Raw genomic sequence first — 18,478 nt, 5'->3', positions numbered from 1 at the left:
ACATCGAAAACAACCCCGCCTGGTGGCGGGAGGATATTGACTCCGCAATTTAGAGAGAAAAGGAGCGCACGGCCATGCCCGCTGACACCACGCCCATGATGCGCCAATACCTCCGCATGAAGGAACTCCACCCGGACTGCCTGCTCTTCTTCCGCCTGGGGGATTTTTACGAGATGTTCAACGAGGACGCCCAGGTGGCCTCCAAGGAGCTGGACCTCACCCTCACCAGCCGGGACCGGGGCAAGCCCGCCGAGGAGCGCACCCCCATGTGCGGCGTGCCCTACCACAGCGCCGACGCGTATATCGCCCGGCTCATCGCCAAGGGGTACAAGGTGGCCATCTGTGAGCAGATGGAGGACCCTGCCCTGGCCAAGGGCATCGTGGAGCGGGACATCATCCGGGTCATCACCCCGGGCACGGTCATCGACTCCTCCATGCTGGAGGAGGGCCGCAACAACTACATCTGCGCCATATATGAGGACTCCGCGGGCCTGGGCCTCAGCTTCTGCGACATCTCCACCGGTGAATTCACCGCCACCCCCTTCCGGGGGGCGGACAGGATGGAGCACCTTCTGAATGTTCTCGGCGCCTACCGGCCCCGGGAGGCCGTCCTCTCCGACGCCGCGTTTTCCGACGAGGCCCTCACCGATTTTCTCAAAAAGAAGCTGGACTGCCGCTGCGAGAACGGCGGGGAAGCCCGCTTCCGCCCCGAGACGGCGGACGAAACCCTTCACAAAAACGTCCCCGCGCTTCCGGCTGAGACCGACGACGGCGCCCGGCTGGCCCGCCAGGCCGCGGGGGGACTGCTCTCCTACCTCTATGAGACCCAGAAGACCGACCTCTCCCACATCGCCGCCCTGACCCTCAGCTCCGGCGACCAGCGGCCCTACATGGAGCTGGATTTGACCGCCCGGCGGACCCTGGAGCTCACCGAGACCCTCCGGGGCAAGGAGAAGAAGGGCAGCCTCCTCTGGGTGCTGGACAAGACCCGCACCGCAATGGGCCACCGGCTCATCCGGGCCTGGCTGGAGCAGCCGCTGCTATCCCCGGTGGCCATCAACCGCCGCCTCTCGGCGGTGAAGGACCTGACGGAGCATTCCATCGCCCGGGAGGAGATCGCCCTGTGTCTCCGGGAGATCACCGACCTGGAGCGTCTTATCGGAAGAATCGTCTACGGCACCGCCGGCGGCCGGGATCTGGTCGCCCTCGCCGCCGGGCTGGGGAAGCTCCCCGCCCTGCGGGAGCTGCTGGCGCCCTTCCAGTCCGCCATGCTGACCTCCCTGCGGGAGGAACTGGACGATCTCGAGGATTTGCGCACCCTCATCGGCAGCGCCATCGACGACGAGCCCCCCTTCTCCGTCCGGGAGGGCGGCTTTATCAGGGCGGGGTACAACGCCGACGTGGACTACCTGCGGGACATCATGCAAAACGGCAAGGGCATGGTGGCCGCCATTGAGTCCCGGGAGAAGGAGAAGACCGGCATCAAGGGCATGAAGGTGGGCTACAACAAGGTATTCGGCTACTATATCGAGGTGTCCAAGTCCAATTACGATCTGGTGCCCGACACCTATATCCGCAAGCAGACCCTCGCTAATTGCGAGCGCTACATCACCCAGGAACTCAAGGACATGGAGCACACGATTCTGTCCGCCCAGGACAAAATCGTGGCCCTGGAATACGAGCTCTTCACCCAGGTCCGTGAGCTGACCGCCGGGCGGGTGCGTGAGATCCAGCGCTCCGCCCAGGCGGTGGCCTGCCTGGACGTGCTGACCTCCTTCGCCGCAGTGGCCGCGGCCAACCAGTACTGCATGCCCCAGGTGGACCTCTCGGACAGGATTGAGATCACCGAGGGCCGCCATCCCGTGGTGGAGAAGATGCTGAAATCGACCCTCTTTGTGCCCAACGACACCCGGATGGACAACGGCGAGAACCAGGTCTGCATCATCACCGGCCCCAACATGGCCGGCAAATCCACCTATATGCGCCAGGTGGCCCTCATCTGCCTTATGGCCCAGATGGGCTCCTTCGTTCCCGCCAAAGCCGCCCGCATCGGCATTGTGGACCGGGTGTTCACCCGCATCGGCGCGTCCGACGATTTGAGCGCCGGGGCCTCCACCTTTATGGTGGAGATGACCGAGGTGGCGGAGCTTCTAAAAAACGCCACGTCCAAGAGCCTCCTCATCCTGGACGAAATCGGCCGGGGCACCAGCACCTATGACGGCATGTCCATCGCCCGGGCGGTGATGGAGTACTGCGCCGACAAGCGCCGCCTGGGGGCCAAGACCCTCTTTGCCACCCATTACCACGAGATCACCTGCCTGGAAGGCCAAATCCCCGGCGTGAAGAACTACAACATCGCCGCCAAGAAGCGGAAGGACGATATTATCTTTCTGCGGAAAATCGTCCGGGGCGGGGCCGACCAGAGCTACGGCATCGAGGTGGCCAAGCTGGCCGGGGTGCCGGAGCGGGTCATCTCCCGCGCCCGGGACATTCTGGAGGAGCTGGAGCGGGGCGAGGGCGCCTGCGCCAACCCGCCCGCCGCCCGGGCCGACGACCAGCTCTCCATGCTGGACATGGGCGCCGCCGAGGTGGCGGAAAGGCTGCGGCTGGTGGATGTGAACATCCTGACGCCCATCGAGGCCATGAACTTGATTTTTGAGCTGAAGCAGAAGCTGTAGCCGAGGAGGGCTGTGCGATGGTACGACACAAATGGAGGCCCCAGATGACCGACTCGGAGCGCAGGCGCGGGTGGGTCTTCTTCGCGTTGTACCTGCTGGTGTTTCCCTACCTGAACGCCTGGGCCCAGCGGCTGCTGATGGGGGAGGGGGAGGCCCCGGTGGCCGAGGCCAACGTGGTCTATTACGTGCTCCTCTTCGCCCTGGCCCTGCTGGTCTTCTGGACCTTTCTGCGACACGGTTTTTCCCTGCTGGTGGACTGGCTGCCCGAAAACGCCTTTGCCTTTGTGACCGGTCTTGCCGGAGCGGGGCTGCTCCACTTTCTTGTGACGCTCATCCCCTACCCGGTGCAAAACCCCTCGGAGATGCAGTACCTCCAGGAATTTGCCATCTCTCCGGTCGCCACTGCCGTGCTGCTGGTGGTCCTCATCCCCCTGATTGAGGAGACCCTCTTCCGGGGCCTGGTCTTCGGCAGTCTGCGGCAGTACAGCCGTCCGCTGGCCTATGTGGTCTCCGTGCTGGTCTATGCCCTGGCCTGCGTGTGGCGGTACGCCCTGGAGATTGGCGACCCGGCCTATCTGCTGCTGTTTATCCAGTACCTGCCCATGTCCCTGGCCTTGGCCTGGTGCTACGACAACGGCGGCTCCATATGGAGCGCCGTGGCCCTCCATATGACCATCAACGGCTTTATGCTCTTCAGCATCGTGCACTGACCCGGGGCGGCACGAGGCCGCCCCCTGCAGCCGATGCTCCGGCTAAGGCAAGGGCAGAACCCTTGCCGCCGCGTACTTAGAAAGCAGGTTTTCTATGCCCCATATCCAACAATTAGATTCCCACGTCGCCGACCTGATTGCCGCCGGCGAGGTGGTGGAGCGGCCCGCCAGCGTGGTGAAGGAGCTGGCAGAAAACGCCATTGACGCCGGGGCCGCCGCCCTGACGGTGGAAATTCAAAACGGCGGCATGGCTCTCATCCGGGTCACCGACGACGGCTGCGGCATTGCCGCGGACGACGCGGAGACCGCCTTTCTCCGCCACGCCACCAGTAAAATTCGGGATGAACACGACCTGGAGGCCATCGGCACCCTGGGCTTCCGGGGCGAGGCTCTGGCCGCCATCGCCGCCGTCTCCCGCATCGACCTGCTGACCCGCACCCCCGGCGCGCCCCTGGGCACAGCCCTCTCCCTGGAGGGCGGCACGGTGGTGAGCCGGGAGGAGGCGGGCTGTCCCGCCGGAACCACAATGGTGGTGCGGGATCTCTTCTACAACACCCCCGCCCGACTCAAATTCGTCAAGAAGGACTCCGCCGAGGGGGCCGCCGTCTTCGCCGCCGTGCAGCGGCTGGCCCTGGCCCACCCGGAGGTGTCGGTCAAATTTCTGCGGGACGGCAAACAGGAGCTGCTCACCCCCGGCGACGGGCAGCTTCGGAGCGCGGTCTACAGCGTCTTCGGCCGGGACCTGGCCCTGGGCTTTGTGCCCGTCAAGGGCTCGGGGGAGGATATGTCCGTCACCGGCTTTGCGTCCCTGCCCGCCTGCTGCCGCGGAACCAGGGGCTATCAGCATTTTTTTGTCAACGGCCGCTATGTCAAGAGCCGCACCATGATGGCGGCGCTGGAGGAGGCCTACAAAAACCAGAAGATGGTGGGCAAATTCCCCGGCTGCGTCCTCCACCTGACCACCCGGCTCAGCGCCGTGGACGTGAACGTCCACCCCACCAAGCAGGAGGTCAAGTTTTCCAGCGACCGGAAGGTCTTTGACGCGGTGTACTACGCCGTCCTCTCCACCCTGGAGCGGGACCATACCCGGCCCCAGGCCGAGGTGGGGGGCGCGGGGAGACTGGTCCCCCCGGCGAGGGAGGACACCGTCACACCCAATCAGACCACCTTTACCCACATGACGGCGGAGGAATACCGAACGACGGCGTCCCCCGCCTCCCGCCCGGCCTTTCCCCGGGCTGAGCGTCCGGCCCCCAAGCTGCCCCTGCACGACTTCACGGCCCCGAAACCGGCCGCCCGGGAAGCCCCTGCCGGAGTCCCCGCGCCCGCCGCACCGGATCCGGCTGCCGGCCCCCGCCCAGCGGCCCACGTCCCCCCGCAGGGCCATGGCGAGCCGCCCCGGGCGGCGTGGCAGCCGGTCGCCCCGTCCCCCGTCCCGGACCCGGTTCCCGACACTCCCGCAGAGGCCGCCGAACCCGTCGGCCCGCGCTGCGCACCCGCACCTGTGGAGGAAATTCCCCCCTGGCGCATCGCGGGGGAGGTGCTGGACACCTACATCATCGTGGAGCAGGGGGAGACGGTCCTCTTGATTGACAAGCACGCCGCCCATGAGCGGATGAACTTTGACAAGCTGAAGGCCGCGGGCTACCGGCCCATGGTCCAGACGCTGCTGGTTCCGGCGGTCTTCACGCCCCCCGCCGAGGAGGGGGAAATCCTCCTGCAGAGCCTGCCTCTCCTGGCTGAGTTCGGCTTCGACGCCGAGGATTTCGGCGGCGGGGCCATCCTTGTCCGCCAGGCCCCCTACGACGTGGACGCCGCGGACATTGAGGCCACCCTGGGCGAGATCGCCGGGAAGCTCCTCACCACCGGCCGGGCGGACCCTGACGCGGCCCGTGACGAGCTGATGCACACCATGGCCTGCAAGGCCGCCATCAAGGGCGGCCAGAAGAACGGTGCCGAGGAGCTGGAGCGGGTGGCAGGCGCGGTTATGCGCGGGGAGGTCAAATACTGTCCCCATGGCCGCCCGGTGGCCATTGAGCTGACCCGAGGACAGCTGGAGAAGCAGTTCAAGCGGGCGTAACGGCCGCAGCGCCATTGGGGCATTGGTTTTTATTTGAGAAACAGCCCATGGGAGAATACCTGAATCGGCAGGAGAGATTTTTATGTTTCAAAAAGAATTGCCCAGTGAACAAAACCGGCAGGCACGAAAGCATAATGATAAGACATCAAAACCTTTGATGCAGCAACCGGGAGTGTCTTTTGTGCAGCAGCCGAAGGGTGTGGCCCCATGTCTCCCAAAATTTTAGTGGTCTGCGGCCCCACGGCCTCAGGCAAAACAAGGCTGGCCGTTGAGCTGGCCCTCCGCCACGGCGGCGAGGTGGTCTCCGCCGACTCCATGCAGATTTACCGCCGCATGGATATCGGCACCGCCAAGCCCGCATTGGCGGAGACCCGCGGCGTCCCCCACCATATGCTGGACGTGGCCGAGCCCGGAGAGGACTACTCCGTTGCCCGGTATGTAGAGGCCGCCGCGGCCTGCGTGGACGATATTCTGGCCCGGGGAAAGCTCCCCATCGTGGCGGGAGGCACCGGGCTGTACGTCGACTCTCTGCTCTCCGGCCGCACCTTCGCCTCTTTTACGCCCGAGAGCGGCCACCGCGCCAGGCTCCAGGCCATTGCCGCCGCAGAGGGCCTCTCCCCCCTGCGCGCGGAGCTTGAGAAAATCGACCCCGAGGCCGCCGCCCGGCTCCACCCCAACGATGAGAAGCGGATTATCCGGGCCCTGGAGGTCTGGTATGAGACGGGCAAAACCATCACAGCCCACAATCTGGAGACCCAGGCCCTGCCCCCCCGCTACGACGCGCTGAAGCTGGGCCTCAACTTCGCCGACCGGGCCGACCTCTGGGCGCGGATCGATGCTCGTGTGGACGAAATGATGGACGCCGGACTGGAGGCGGAGGTCCGCGCCCTGCTGGCCGAGGGCATTCCCGAGCGGTGCACGGCCATGCAGGCCATCGGGTACAAGGAGATGGCCGCCGCCCTGCGGGAGGGCCGGAGCGCCGCCGCGGCCGCCGGAGAAATCAAGCTCCGCTCCCGGCAGTACGCCAAGCGTCAGCTCACCTGGTTCCGGCGGGACAAGGCCGTCCGGTGGATGAACTGGGACAAAATACCAAATTTTGCAAATGCCCTACAAAATTCGACGGCATATATGGAAGATTTTGGTTTACTATAGGTGCATTCCATGGGACGAAACGTCCCCATGAGAGAGAAAGGAATGTACATATTATGCAGAAGACCAACAACCTCCAGGACCAGTTTCTCGCCAAGGCCCGCCAGAACCGCCTCAACGTCACCTTTTTCCTGATGAACGGCTACCAGCTCCGGGGACGGGTCACCGGCTTTGACGCATTTGTGGTTTTTCTCACCACCGACGGCAAGCAGCAGATGATTTATAAGCACGCGATTTCCACCATTGTCCCCGAACAGCCCATTGTGCTCAACGAGGCTGAATAGCTGCTTGCCGTCTCCGCCGCAAATGCGGCGTATAAGCGTTTTGACCCGCAGGTCAAAACCTTGATGCCGGGGCAATTCAGTTGCCGCGGCAGATCTAATTGACAGGGTCCCCGCCCGGCTTCAGCCGGGCGGGCAAGCAGCAGATGATTTATAAGCACGCGATTTCCACCATTGTCCCCGAACAGCCCATTGTGCTCAACGAGGCTGAATAGCTGCTTGCCGTCTCCGCCGCAAATGCGGCGTTCAAGCGTTTTGACCCGCAGCTCAAAACCTTGATGCCGGGGCAATTCAGTTGCCGCGGCAGATCTAATTGACAGGGTCCCCGCCCGGCTCCGGCCGGGCGGGCAAGCAGCAGATGATTTATAAGCACGCGATTTCCACCATTGTCCCTGAACAGCCCATTGTGCTCAACGAGGCTGAATAGCGGCTTGCCGTCTCCGCCGCAATTGCGGCGTTCAAGCACTGGGCGCTGACATTTTCAGCGAAAAATGTGGAATTCCGGCCGCGCCCTCCAGGGGGAACCCCGTTCCCCCTGGATACGCGCCGGACCGTATGCCGGCGCGATCCCCCCTCCGCTCTCCGAGGGGGTATCGCGCCGTGCACCCCGCAAAATCTGATGATAACAACTCCCCGCCTCTTATTCTTCAGGCTCTGCGGCCCGCTCGCCCGTCCCGCCCCCCGTCCTCACCCACTTCCCGCTCTCCCGGAGGCTATTATGAAACAGGGCACCATCGTCAACCGAATTGTCATGCTGGTCCTCTTTGCCGCGCTGATGATCTATCTTATCGTGTCGGCCTGGCAGGGCTTTACGGGGCGCATCACCACCGTGACCTCCTACTCCTATACCCTGGACGATCTCCAGGAGGCCACGGGCTTCCTGGCCAGGGACGAGTATGTGCTCCCCGCCCGCTCGGCGCTGGCCGACGTGCTGCCCGCGGAGGGGGAGAAGGTATCCGTGGGGCAGACGGTGGCCTACCTCTACCAGAGCGCCGACGCCCTGGAGCGCAAGCAGGATATCCGCACCCTGACGCTGGAAAAGGAGCAGCTGGAGTACTCTCTGGGCCGCACCGACGACCTCTCGGACAACGCCAAGCTCACCAAGGAGATTATGCAGCAGCTTGCCGGCCTGCGCGCCTCGGTGTCCCGCCGGGACTTTACAGGCCTGGAGGACAGCGCCATGGAGCTGAAGGGCCTGGTCTACAAGCGGGACTACACCTCCGAATCCGGCGGCGACCTGACCGCCCTCCAGGCTCAAATCGCCAAGCTGACGGAGGACATCAACAATCTTCAGAGCAAATCCTCCCTGGATACCTCCGCCGTCTATACCGACCGTTCCGGCATCTTTTCCGGGCTGGTGGACGGGTACGAGGCGCTCCTCACCCCCGCCGCCCTGGAGACCCTGACCCCCTCCACGCTGGACAAGCTCGCCGGGGAGTCCGTGAAGCCCGAGTCGAACACCGTGGGCAAGCTGATCACCAGCTCCCGCTGGTATTTCGTCTGCGTCCTGCCCGAGGACCAGGCCAAGCGCCTGGTGGAGGGCTGGGCGGTGGACGTGCGTTTCTCCCGGGACTGGTCGGGAGAGGTAAACATGACCGTGGAGCGCATCAGCGCCCCGGAAAACGGGCGGGTGGCGGTGGTCCTCTCCACCACCCAGCACCTCTCGGACACCACTTTGCTCCGCCGGCAGACGGTGGATATCGTCTTCTCCAGCGTCACGGGCATCCGGGTGCCCAAAAACGCCCTCTATCAAAACGAGTCCGGCCAGTGGGGCGTATACGCGGTGGTCGGCGCCCAGGCGGAGTTCAAGCCCATCACCGTGGTGGGGGAGGACGATGACTACTATCTGATTCAGCCCCTGGTCAGCGCCACCAGCGTGGAGGACAAGGAGGGCGCGAAAAAGGCCCTCCGACCCGGCGACGAGATTATCATCTCCGCCGAGGGGCTGTACGACGGGAAGGTCGTCAGGCAGTAAACCGGAAGAAACGGCCCCTGCAGGCACGTTTGGTCACATTCAGAAGCTGCCGCGCGTGTATCATGCTATAATGATGCTGGCTTTGCTGTCATTTTTTCTTTTATTCGGGGGTGTTTTAATGTCTATTGCAGAAAACGTTGCAAAGGTGAAGGCCAATATCGCCGCCGCCGCCCGCGAGGCGGGCCGCGATCCAGGGGAGATTACGCTGGTGGCCGCCACCAAGGTCCAGACCGCCGAGACCGTGCGGGAGGCCATTGCAGCCGGTGTCGCCATCTGCGGGGAGAACCGGGTCCAGGAGATGGCCGAGAAGCTCTCCCGGTACGCCTACGACGGCGCGCGGCTCCACTTCATCGGCCACCTCCAGACCAACAAGGTCAGGCAGGTGGTGGGCCGGGTGGATATGATTGAGTCGGTGGGCTCCGAGCACCTGCTGGACGCCGTCGAGATCCAGGCCGCCAAGCTGGACATCGTCCAGGATATTCTGCTGGAGGTCAACATCGGCGGTGAGGCGTCCAAAAGCGGCGTAAGCCAGGCGGCGCTCCTGCCCCTGGCCCGGAAAGCCGCCGCACTGCCCCATATTCGCCTGCGTGGGCTCATGGCGATCCCCCCCGCCGCCGGGGAGCCGGGAGAAAACCGTCATTTTTTTGCAGAAATGCGCCACCTTTTTGTTGACATAAGAACCGCTTTGGATGATAATGTATCTGATATAGACTGTCTTTCCATGGGCATGAGCGGCGACTACGAGGACGCTGTGCGGGAGGGTGCCACCCTGGTTCGGGTGGGCACCGCCCTGTTCGGCCCCCGGCCCCCTATGGGACAGGCGTAGTCTGGCTAATATTTTGGGGGTTAACCAACATGGGTTTTATTGATGAACTAAAGCGCCTCGCCCGGCCCTATGAGGATGAGGACGAGGATGATTTTGAGGACGATTTCGAGCCGGTTACCCGGTCCGACCGCAGCGAGCGCAAGGACAAGTCCGCCAAGATGGACTCCTCCGCCAGCCTCTTCCAGCCCGAGGAGCCCCGCCGGAGCAACAAGGTGGTCAACATCCACACCACCACCCAGCTGCAGGTGGTGCTGGTGAAGCCCGACCGCTTTGAGAACGCCGCCGAGATCGCAGACCATCTGCGGGAGAAGCGCACCGTGGTGCTCAACCTGGAGCAGACCAACAAGGACATTGCCCGCCGCCTGCTGGACTTCCTCTCCGGCGTGGCCTACGCCAACGAGGGCAAAATTAAAAAAGTCGCCATCTCCACCTATATCATCACGCCCTACAACGTGGACATTTTAGGCGATTTGATTGACGAGCTGGAGAACAACGGCCTCTATTTTTAAAAGAGACCTGTTTAGAGCGTGTCCACGTTGTCCCGCCGCAGACGCGGCGTCCCAAGCGGTTTGGCTCCGCGCAGCCAAACCCTTGATGCCGGGCGGATTTACTCCGCCCGAGCAGATTCAAATAAGGGGCGCCCATTCGATGCGCAGCATCGGATGGGGTGGACATTTTGGGCGATTTGAATTTACGAACTGTAGAACAACGGCCTCTATTTTTTGAGTGAAAAAGGGAACATGAAAGATGAAAAAGCAGCCGAAACTTTAGGCGGTTTTTTACCTTTTGCTTTCTGCTTTTCATTCTCCGGACACCTTTTATAGAAAGAACGGGGGAATATTTATGCTGACTCCTCAGGAGGTCTCCCAGCACGCATTCGCCAAAGCCAATTTCGGCGGATACAATATGGCTATGGTGGACGAGTTCCTGGACCAGCTCACCGAGGACTACACCGCGCTCTATAAAGAGAACGCCGTTCTCAAGAGCAAGATGAAGGTTCTGGTGGACAAGGTGGAGGAGTACCGCGCCACCGAGGACGGGATGCGTAAGGCCCTGCTGGCCGCCCAGCGGACCGCCGACGAGATGGTGGCCGAGGCCGAGCAGAAGAAGGAAGCGCTGATGAGGACCGCCGAGGCCGAGGCCCGCGCCAAGATCGAGGGTCTGCGCCACGAGCTGGAGAGTGAGCAGCTCCGCCTCACCGCCGCTCAAAACGCCACCACCGCCTACGTCGCCAAGCTCAAGGGACTCTACCAGCACGAGATGGAGTACCTGAGCACCCTCTCCAGCCTGACGGTGCCCGAGCCCACCACCGCAGACAAGGCCGCCCGGGAGATCGAGTCCTCCATGCAGAGGATTGTAGCGGAGGAGACCCCCGCACCGGAGGCCGAGCCCGAGGACACCGTGGATCTCTCCGACCTCCAGGCGGACGCCCCCGAGCCGGAACAGGAGGGGGACGGCGGCCTGTACGCCGAGCTGCTGGAGCTGAACCTGGACCGGGGCGCCAAGCGGGCCGAGGAGCGCCGGGACCACGAGCGCCACGCCGCCCGCCGCTACGAGGAGGACGGGGAGGAAGAGGCCGGGGACGGGGAGGACGCCGACGATTCCCCCACCCAGCGGATTGATTTTGAGAACCTGAAGTTCGGCAAGGACTTCAAATTCTGATTTTCCCTTGACATTCCGGGGGGAAACGGGTAAGATACACGGTGAAACGCCGCTTGGCGGCAAATCACCGTGTATCTTTATATATCATAAACGCATGGAAAAGGAAGAGTAGCGCCCCGCAGCCTGCACAGAGAGCCGCCGTTTTGGTGAAAGGCGGAGAGGGGAGAGGCGTGAAAATCACCTTGGAGCGTCCGGCTGAACGGGTAACCCACTAAGCCGGGACGGGTCGCGCCGTTACCCGCCTGCCGGAGTGGCCGCGCCTCTGCGCGCGGCAAGAAGAGTGGTACCGCAGAGGTTTGCGCCTTTGTCTCTTATTTTGAGAGACAGGGGCGCTTTTTGTTTTTGTACCTGCGCGGCACTTCTGAGCGCGGCAATGCCCTGCGGCTCCGGCGAGTACCTGCCGCCTCATCTGAGAGAATCACTATTTTCAAATAGAAGGAGAACTACCCATGGACTATAACCAGACCATCCATCTGCCCAAGACGGACTTCCCCATGCGGGCCGGCCTGCCCCGCCGCGAGCCGGATATGCTCAAAGAGATGCAGGAGAAGGACCTCTACCACAAGCTGATGCAGAAAAACGAGGGCAAGCCCAAGTTTGTCCTCCACGACGGCCCTCCCTACGCCAACGGCAATATCCACATCGGCACCGCCCTGAACAAGATTCTCAAGGACATGATCGTCAAGCACCGCAACATGACCGGCTACTGCGCGCCCTACGTGCCCGGCTGGGACACCCACGGCCTGCCCATCGAGTCCGCCATCCTCAAGGACAAGAAGGTGAAGCGGGACGAGCTCAGCACCAGCGAGTTTCGTGAGAAGTGCCAGGCCTATGCCGAGGACTTTGTCAACAAGCAGCGGGAGCAGTTCAAGCGCCTGGGCGTCCTGGGCGAGTGGGAGGATCCGTATCTCACCTACAAGCCCTCCTTTGAGGCCAAGCAGATTGAGGTCTTCGGCAAGATGGCCGAGAAGGGCTATATCTACAAGGGCATGAAGCCCGTGTATTGGTGCCCCCACGACCAGACCGCCCTGGCCGAGGCTGAGATCGAGTACGCCGACGACCCCTGCACCACCCTCTTCGTCAAATTTCCCGTGGCCGACGACAAGGGCAAGCTGTCTCAGTACTGCGACCTCTCCAGGCTCTTCTTCGTCATCTGGACCACCACCCCCTGGACCATCCCCGGCAATATGGCCATCTGCGTCAACGCCGAGTTTGAATACGTCCTCCTCCAGGCGCCGGGCGGCGAGGTGTACGTTCTCGCCAAGGACCTGGCCCAAGCAGTCTGCAAGGCAGGGCGCATCGACTTCGACGCCTGCAAGGTCCTCGCCACCCTCAAGGGCGGCGAGTTCGAGCTGATGACCGCCAGGCACCCCCTCTTCGACCGGGAGAGCGTCCTCCTCTGCGGGGAGCACGTCACCCTGGACGCCGGTACCGGCTGCGTCCACACCGCCCCCGGCTTCGGCGCGGACGACTTTCATATCTGCAGGCAGTATGACCAGGCGGGCCTCACCCACATCGGCACCCCCGTGCCGGTGAACGCAAGGGGCGTCATGACCGACGAGCGCTACAACGGCCAGTTCTATGCCAAGGGCAACGACATGGTGGTGGCCGACCTGGAGCGTGAGGGCTTCCTGCTGGCCAAGGAGAACATCACCCACTCCTACCCCCACTGCTGGCGCTGCAAGCACCCCATCATCTACCGCGCCACCGAGCAGTGGTTCTGCTCCGTGGACGCCATCAAGGACGCGGCGGTGAAGTCCTGCGACGGCATCCAGTGGAAGCCCGAGTGGGGCAAGGACCGTATGACCTCCATGATCAGCGAGCGCAACGACTGGTGCATCAGCCGCCAGCGTGTCTGGGGCGTGCCCATCCCCATCTTCTACTGCGAGAAGTGCGGCAAGGACATCGTGACCCCCGAGACCATCCAGCGGATCTCCGACCTCTTCCGGGAGCACGGCAGCAACGTGTGGTTTGACAAGACCGCCGACGAGCTGGTGCCCGAGGGCTTCGTCTGCCCTGTCTGCGGCCATAACCACTTCACCAAGGAGTCGGACATCATGGACGTGTGGTTCGACTCCGGCTCCACCCACGCCGCCGTGCTGGACGAGCGGCCCTATCTCCATTTCCCCGCCGACGTGTATCTGGAGGGCGGCGACCAGTACCGCGGCTGGTTCCAGTCGTCCATGCTGACCAGCATCGCCACCAAGGGCGTGGCCCCCTACAAGCAGATTATCACCCACGGCTGGACCGTGGACGGCGAGGGCAAGGCCATGCACAAGAGCCTGGGCAACGCCGTTTCCCCCGACGAGGTCATCAAGGACTACGGCGCGGACATGCTCCGCCTCTGGGTGGCCAGCGCGGACTACACCCAGGATATGCGCATCTCCAAGGAGATCATGAAGCAGCTCTCCGACGCGTATCTGAAAATCCGCAACACCGCCCGGTATATGCTGGGCAGCCTCAACGGCTTTGACCCCAACACGGATACGGTCGCTTACGCCGAGCTTGCGGACCTGGACAAATGGGCCCTCTCCCGCCTGAACGACCTATCCCGGACCGTGCGCGCTTACTACAATAAGTACGAGTTCCACGGCGTCTACCGCAGCATCTACAATTTCTGCGTGGTGGATATGTCCAACTTCTACTTCGACATCATCAAGGACCGGCTCTACTGCGGGGACCTCTCCGGCCGCCGCTCCGCCCAGACCGCCCTGTACCGCATTCTGGACGGCATGACCCGGCTGGCAGCCCCCATCCTGGCCTTTACCAGCGAGGAGATCTGGGCCGCCATGCCCCACGACGGCGCCGCCGACGGCGAGAGCGTCCTCTTCAACGAGATGCCCGACTACGATGAGGCCCTGGCCCTGCCCGAGGCGGAGGCCGCGCGCTGGCAGGCCGCCATGGACCTGCGCGCCGACGTGAACAAGGCCCTGGAGATCGCCCGCAGCGAGAAGCGCATCGGCAAGAGCCTGGAGGCCAAGGTGACGCTGTACTTCGACGGCGAGGCCCAGGCCCTGTGGAACGGCCCCCTGGGCGGGTTCGACACCGCCGACCTGGAGACCGTCTGCATCGTCTCCCACGTGGACGCGGTGCTGGGCAGCGGCGAGGGCTACGCCGGCGAGGCCGTCCCCGGCCTCACCGTCAAGGTGGAGCCCGCCGAGGGCGGAAAGTGCGAGCGCTGCTGGATGTACAAGGAGGACGTGGGCCGCGACCACGACCATCCCGCGCTCTGCACGCGCTGCGCCAGCGTGGTCAGGGCGGAGCAGTAACGATATTGAAAAATCTCCCGTGCCAAACGGCACGGGAGATTTTTATTGGCTTATCACGCCATACAGCGCCTCATATTTTCTCACATACTCCCGCAGAACGTGTAGAATCAGACCATTCATGGATCTCGCTTCCGCGTCCGCCAGATAGCGGAGCTTAAGGCGAAGCGTGTCTTCGATTCGAATGGAGAGATGACGCATTTTCAAGTAAACCACCCCCTTTTATGGCATGATATCATAACGGTGTCGCTCTGTTAATCTCATTTTGATATCATTACGACCACTTTATTAAGTAATATCTAAATGATATAATTTAGATATCATATTGAGGAGGGATAACCATGGCTGACAACCCGTTTTCGCTTCGCATGGACGAGACAGTTATGGCGAAGCCGAGAATCCTGGCCCAGGCTAACAGCCGTTCCATTAATAAAGAGATTGAGTTTGCGGTCAAGGAACAGCTCAAAGCCTACGAGCGGGAAAACGGTCCCATTCCTCTCCCGGATGGGCCGGTGCGGTAGTGCGCTCCTGTCCCGGCCGTCCGCCTTCAGCGGGCGGCCTTTTGCATCTCTTTGTAACCATGTGTAACCCCGAAAGGGCGCTTTCGACCCGGGGAATCCGTTAAAATAGTGGCATGGGGTTCTGTCACGTATCCGCTCTTCCAAGCAATATAGTAACAGAACCTGTCCGCGCACCGCCGCAAGGAGAAAGGAGAACGAGAATGAAAAGACAGCTTGCCGGGCTGGCCGCCCTGTTTATGAGCCTGGGCCTTCTCGCCGCATGCACCCCCGCCGCCGCGCCCGGCCCGGAGGGGACGCCTACGCCCACGCCAGCCGCGCCGCCCGCGCCCACCGGGGAGGTGTTCACCTTTACCCGGGAAAACCTGCCCCGGCTGGACGGCTCCACCTCCACCGCGCCCCTGGCGGAGGCGGTCTGCAGCGTACTGCTGGGTGAGAGCCGGGAGGACGTGGCCGATCTGGTGGCCTTCAGCAAGACCACCACCGCCTACTATAACCTCCTAAACGGCCACGCCGATCTGCTCATCGTGGGCGAGGCCAACCCCGACGTGCTGGCCGCAAAAGAGCGCGACGGCTTTGCGTGGGAGCGGCAGCCCTTCGCCACCGACGCCTTCGTCTTTGTGGTCAACGAGGACAACCCCGTCAGCTCCATCACCGTGGAGGAGGCCCGGAAGATCTACACCGGAGAGATTACCAACTGGAGCGAGCTGGGCGGAGAGGACCGGGAGATTATCCCCTTCCAGCGCAACCGGGATGCGGGCAGCCAGACCCTGATGGAGAAGCTGGTGATGCAGGGCACGCCCATGATGGAAGCCCCCACCGACTATATCGTAAGCACCATGGGCCAGCTCATGGAGGCGGTGAAGAATTACGACGGCTCCCCCGGCGCCATCGGTTACAGCGTCTACTACTACGCCGAGGAGATGCGCATGGCCCAGGGGCTCAAGCTCCTGGCTCTGGAGGGTGTGGAGCCCAATCCGGACACCATCCGCTCCGAGGAATACCCCCTGGTGAACCCCAAATACGTTGTAATCCCCGCCGATGCGGCCGAGGACGCCCCCAACCGGATCCTCTTCGACTGGCTGCTGGGCGAGGAGGGACAGCGGCTGGTGGCCCAGGAGGGCTATGTGTCCATTCTGGAGGTGGATGCGCCGTGAAGAGGCTGCTTCCCATCTGCGCCGCCCTGCTCCTGGCGCTTACCGCCTGCACCCCTCCGGCAGAGCCTTCCCCCGGCCCCGGCGGCGTCCAAACGCCCTGCGCCGCGGAGTCCCCCATCCCCTCCCAGGGCCTCACGGTCCGCACCGACTGGTCCAAGCTGGAGCCCCGGCCCGACCCGCTGCCCCGGGTGGGGAGCCGCTGGTACGCGGACTACACCGCCGACCTCATCCCCCGGGAGGACTACGGGGAACTCATCCCCTACGCGGGACTGCGCCTGCTGGACGACTGGCCAGCCTCCACCGGCTGCCTCTACGGCCTGATGACGGCGGACGGCGCTGCGGTCACCGACCCGGTCTTCAGCAGCGTCTCCCGGGCCGGCTACGACGGCGGCGCGCTCCCCCTGCTGGTGCTGCGGAAGGGGGACCCCGCCCTGGACGACAACTGGGACCCGGCCATGCTGGCCGTGGCCGCCGCCGACGGGAGCTGGGTCACCGGCTATGACTATCGTTGCTGCCGGGCCTCTCAGCAGGGCCTGCTCCTGCTGACCAAAGAGCGCCTGACCGCAATGGGGGCGGACGGCCAGATTCTCCACAGCTATTCGCCGGAGGAGATGGGCCTCTCCCAGGAGGAATTCGACCGTCTTTTCTCCGATGTGCTCTCGTACGAGGGCGTGGGCGGGACCTGGTGCGGCGACTACATCAGCCTTGACTGGACGGACGACAGCACCACAGCCGTCCGCCTTTACCAGCTCTCCACCGGGGAGCTGACCACCATGGGCTATGACGAGTGGAACGACTACTATGCCGCCCAGAGCGGCGATTCGGCCTGGGAGTGGACCGCCGGGAACGGAGGCACCACCCTCACCCGCGGCGGGGAGAGCCATGTCATTCCCCACAGCACCCCGGACGGCTGGGTGGAGGTCCAAGGGGACCTGGTCCTCTTCTCCAACTCCTGCGCAGTCTACACCCTGGACGGAAAGGAGATTCTGCCCCCCAGGGACCACGCCTCGGTCTCCTGGATGCGGGACGCTCTCGGGGACGGGGGGCTTCTGGCCGTCACCGACTACAGCGGCGAGAGCATCATCATCACCTATTACCGCCCCGACGGGACCCCCGTTCCCCTGCCCATGTTGGACGGCTGGCAGGATACCATGGGCACACGCTGGTACCGTCAGGCCGGCCTGGTGGGCGGACTCATCGAGCTTTTGGACTGGAACACCGCCAGCTACTACGACTTGGACACCGGCGAGTGCGTCTTTCGTACTTACCTGGGCTACGAGGGGGAGTAGACGGACGGGACAGGCGGCGCCTTGCAAACGCAAAAAGCGAAAGGAAATGCATTATGAAAAAGCGGACCGTCCTATCTGCTGCATCCGCTGTGATTGTCTTAACGGCGGGGATCGGATTCTTATTTAAGAGCAGCCTGTCCCCGCCCACAATCGACGACATTACCGCAGAAAAGGGCTACACAATCAGCAATCAGGAATACGCGGATTTCACCATCTCCATCCAGACGTCCCTTCTTCCCGACTCCATTTATACAAAGGAAGGTCATACGTTTGACCGCGGCGAGGTGGTCGTCTATCAAAATGAGACGACCTCCATCTGTCTGGAACGCGCAATGCTTTCAAACGAAAGCGAAGACCAGCTCTATTTAATCTTTCACTACGACTATGATTTGCCGGAGTCCGGCTCTGTGCTGACTCCTTACCAAAAAACAGCAACGGGGGCATACACAAATACTGTTGATCTCCGCAGCAGGGATATTACCGCCACCGATAGTGTGTACCCCGACTCGGCTGCCCTGCGCGGGCAGGGCCCCGCCGAACGGTTTGCCCTCTACGTCTCCGCCGACACGTGCAGACAAGCGGCTGGGACGATGACCATCGAGGCGTATTGCAGCAAATTGACCTACCGGAAAGACATGTAAGGGGAGGCCTTACCTTCTGCTGAGCAGTCCGCCAGTCGGGCGCGCACCGGGGCAACGCCATTATGCCGTCAATGACAGTGACGGCATAATGGTTTTGTCATTGTAGCGGCGGCGGTTCCGTGGTACAATATCCGCATGACGGATATCGTACCACGGTCCTGCGCATTTTTGTCCGCCCGGCGGAACGCCGAAAGCGGCGGAGCCTATTGACCGTCCCAACGTCGGCCCATGGTACAGTACCCCGGT

At 63.0% G+C, this 18,478-nt stretch carries 16 protein-coding genes and 1 other annotated feature; all 16 genes read left to right on the top strand.

What is annotated here, in order from left to right:
• Positions 1-74 precede the first annotated feature (74 nt).
• The 16 genes from mutS (at position 75) to H8S62_RS07215 (ending at position 18,232) form a co-directional block, all read left to right on the top strand.
• Positions 75-2,678 (top strand): DNA mismatch repair protein MutS, encoded by a 2,604-nt coding sequence (gene mutS / locus H8S62_RS07290; RefSeq protein WP_186918884.1) that lies wholly within the window; start codon positions 75-77, stop codon positions 2,676-2,678.
• 17 nt (positions 2,679-2,695) lie between these two features.
• A complete protein-coding gene (locus tag H8S62_RS07285) occupies positions 2,696-3,388 on the top strand; it encodes a CPBP family intramembrane glutamic endopeptidase (RefSeq protein WP_243141824.1) in 693 nt (230 codons plus the stop codon).
• A gap of 94 nt (positions 3,389-3,482) precedes the next feature.
• A complete protein-coding gene (gene mutL / locus H8S62_RS07280; protein WP_186918883.1) occupies positions 3,483-5,468 on the top strand; it encodes a DNA mismatch repair endonuclease MutL in 1,986 nt (661 codons plus the stop codon).
• A gap of 207 nt (positions 5,469-5,675) precedes the next feature.
• Positions 5,676-6,620: a tRNA (adenosine(37)-N6)-dimethylallyltransferase MiaA gene (gene miaA / locus H8S62_RS07275; RefSeq protein WP_155152154.1), complete on the top strand. Its 945-nt coding sequence runs from the start codon at positions 5,676-5,678 to the stop codon at positions 6,618-6,620.
• A gap of 53 nt (positions 6,621-6,673) precedes the next feature.
• Entirely contained in the window at positions 6,674-6,901 is a 228-nt protein-coding gene (gene hfq / locus H8S62_RS07270; RefSeq protein WP_155152156.1) for an RNA chaperone Hfq, read from the top strand.
• Positions 6,902-6,999: 98 nt separating this feature from the next.
• Entirely contained in the window at positions 7,000-7,113 is a 114-nt protein-coding gene (locus H8S62_RS18680; RefSeq protein WP_279234170.1) for an RNA chaperone Hfq, read from the top strand.
• Positions 7,114-7,211: 98 nt separating this feature from the next.
• Positions 7,212-7,325 carry an RNA chaperone Hfq gene (locus H8S62_RS18675; protein WP_243142390.1) on the top strand — a complete coding sequence of 38 codons (114 nt, stop codon included), beginning with the start codon at positions 7,212-7,214 and terminating at the stop codon, positions 7,323-7,325.
• Positions 7,326-7,616: 291 nt separating this feature from the next.
• Entirely contained in the window at positions 7,617-8,873 is a 1,257-nt protein-coding gene (locus H8S62_RS07255) for a biotin/lipoyl attachment domain-containing protein (RefSeq protein WP_186918882.1), read from the top strand.
• Positions 8,874-8,991: 118 nt separating this feature from the next.
• Positions 8,992-9,699 carry a YggS family pyridoxal phosphate-dependent enzyme gene (locus H8S62_RS07250; RefSeq protein WP_186918881.1) on the top strand — a complete coding sequence of 236 codons (708 nt, stop codon included), beginning with the start codon at positions 8,992-8,994 and terminating at the stop codon, positions 9,697-9,699.
• 29 nt (positions 9,700-9,728) lie between these two features.
• Positions 9,729-10,208, top strand: coding sequence for a cell division protein SepF (locus H8S62_RS07245; RefSeq protein WP_155152163.1), 480 nt, complete (start codon positions 9,729-9,731; stop codon positions 10,206-10,208).
• Positions 10,209-10,542: 334 nt separating this feature from the next.
• A complete protein-coding gene (locus H8S62_RS07240; protein ID WP_155152165.1) occupies positions 10,543-11,361 on the top strand; it encodes a DivIVA domain-containing protein in 819 nt (272 codons plus the stop codon).
• Positions 11,362-11,447: 86 nt separating this feature from the next.
• Positions 11,448-11,676, top strand: a binding site (T-box leader).
• 134 nt (positions 11,677-11,810) lie between these two features.
• Entirely contained in the window at positions 11,811-14,630 is a 2,820-nt protein-coding gene (gene ileS / locus H8S62_RS07235; protein ID WP_186918880.1) for an isoleucine--tRNA ligase, read from the top strand.
• Positions 14,631-14,968: 338 nt separating this feature from the next.
• The gene (locus tag H8S62_RS07230) at positions 14,969-15,148 is read left to right on the top strand and encodes an Arc family DNA-binding protein (RefSeq protein ID WP_186918879.1); all 180 of its coding nucleotides are present in this window, start codon (positions 14,969-14,971) and stop codon (positions 15,146-15,148) included.
• A 200-nt stretch (positions 15,149-15,348) separates the two neighbouring features.
• Positions 15,349-16,302 (top strand): PstS family phosphate ABC transporter substrate-binding protein, encoded by a 954-nt coding sequence (locus tag H8S62_RS07225; RefSeq protein WP_173023477.1) that lies wholly within the window; start codon positions 15,349-15,351, stop codon positions 16,300-16,302.
• Positions 16,299-17,591 (top strand): hypothetical protein, encoded by a 1,293-nt coding sequence (locus H8S62_RS07220; protein ID WP_186918878.1) that lies wholly within the window; start codon positions 16,299-16,301, stop codon positions 17,589-17,591. Before H8S62_RS07225 ends, H8S62_RS07220 begins: the two co-directional genes overlap by 4 nt.
• Before the next feature lie 53 nt (positions 17,592-17,644).
• Entirely contained in the window at positions 17,645-18,232 is a 588-nt protein-coding gene (locus H8S62_RS07215) for a hypothetical protein (RefSeq protein ID WP_155152175.1), read from the top strand.
• Positions 18,233-18,478 lie beyond the last annotated feature (246 nt).

It is taken from the genome of Lawsonibacter faecis (assembly GCF_014287675.1).
Taxonomy (GTDB): Bacteria; Bacillota; Clostridia; order Oscillospirales; family Oscillospiraceae; genus Pseudoflavonifractor; species Pseudoflavonifractor faecis.
The sequence above is the reverse complement of the archived record's forward strand: the minus strand, read 5'-3'. Positions and strand labels throughout refer to the sequence as shown.

What these genes read in the sequence shown, in the direction of transcription:
- mutS (WP_186918884.1), top strand. Translation starts at nt 75, where the DNA reads ATGCCCGCTGACACCACGCCCATGATGCGCCAATACCTCCGCATGAAG.
- H8S62_RS07285 (WP_243141824.1), top strand. Translation starts at nt 2,696, where the DNA reads ATGGTACGACACAAATGGAGGCCCCAGATGACCGACTCGGAGCGCAGG.
- mutL (WP_186918883.1), top strand. Translation starts at nt 3,483, where the DNA reads ATGCCCCATATCCAACAATTAGATTCCCACGTCGCCGACCTGATTGCC.
- miaA (WP_155152154.1), top strand. Translation starts at nt 5,676, where the DNA reads ATGTCTCCCAAAATTTTAGTGGTCTGCGGCCCCACGGCCTCAGGCAAA.
- hfq (WP_155152156.1), top strand. Translation starts at nt 6,674, where the DNA reads ATGCAGAAGACCAACAACCTCCAGGACCAGTTTCTCGCCAAGGCCCGC.
- H8S62_RS07255 (WP_186918882.1), top strand. Translation starts at nt 7,617, where the DNA reads ATGAAACAGGGCACCATCGTCAACCGAATTGTCATGCTGGTCCTCTTT.
- H8S62_RS07250 (WP_186918881.1), top strand. Translation starts at nt 8,992, where the DNA reads ATGTCTATTGCAGAAAACGTTGCAAAGGTGAAGGCCAATATCGCCGCC.
- H8S62_RS07245 (WP_155152163.1), top strand. Translation starts at nt 9,729, where the DNA reads ATGGGTTTTATTGATGAACTAAAGCGCCTCGCCCGGCCCTATGAGGAT.
- H8S62_RS07240 (WP_155152165.1), top strand. Translation starts at nt 10,543, where the DNA reads ATGCTGACTCCTCAGGAGGTCTCCCAGCACGCATTCGCCAAAGCCAAT.
- ileS (WP_186918880.1), top strand. Translation starts at nt 11,811, where the DNA reads ATGGACTATAACCAGACCATCCATCTGCCCAAGACGGACTTCCCCATG.
- H8S62_RS07230 (WP_186918879.1), top strand. Translation starts at nt 14,969, where the DNA reads ATGGCTGACAACCCGTTTTCGCTTCGCATGGACGAGACAGTTATGGCG.
- H8S62_RS07225 (WP_173023477.1), top strand. Translation starts at nt 15,349, where the DNA reads ATGAAAAGACAGCTTGCCGGGCTGGCCGCCCTGTTTATGAGCCTGGGC.
- H8S62_RS07215 (WP_155152175.1), top strand. Translation starts at nt 17,645, where the DNA reads ATGAAAAAGCGGACCGTCCTATCTGCTGCATCCGCTGTGATTGTCTTA.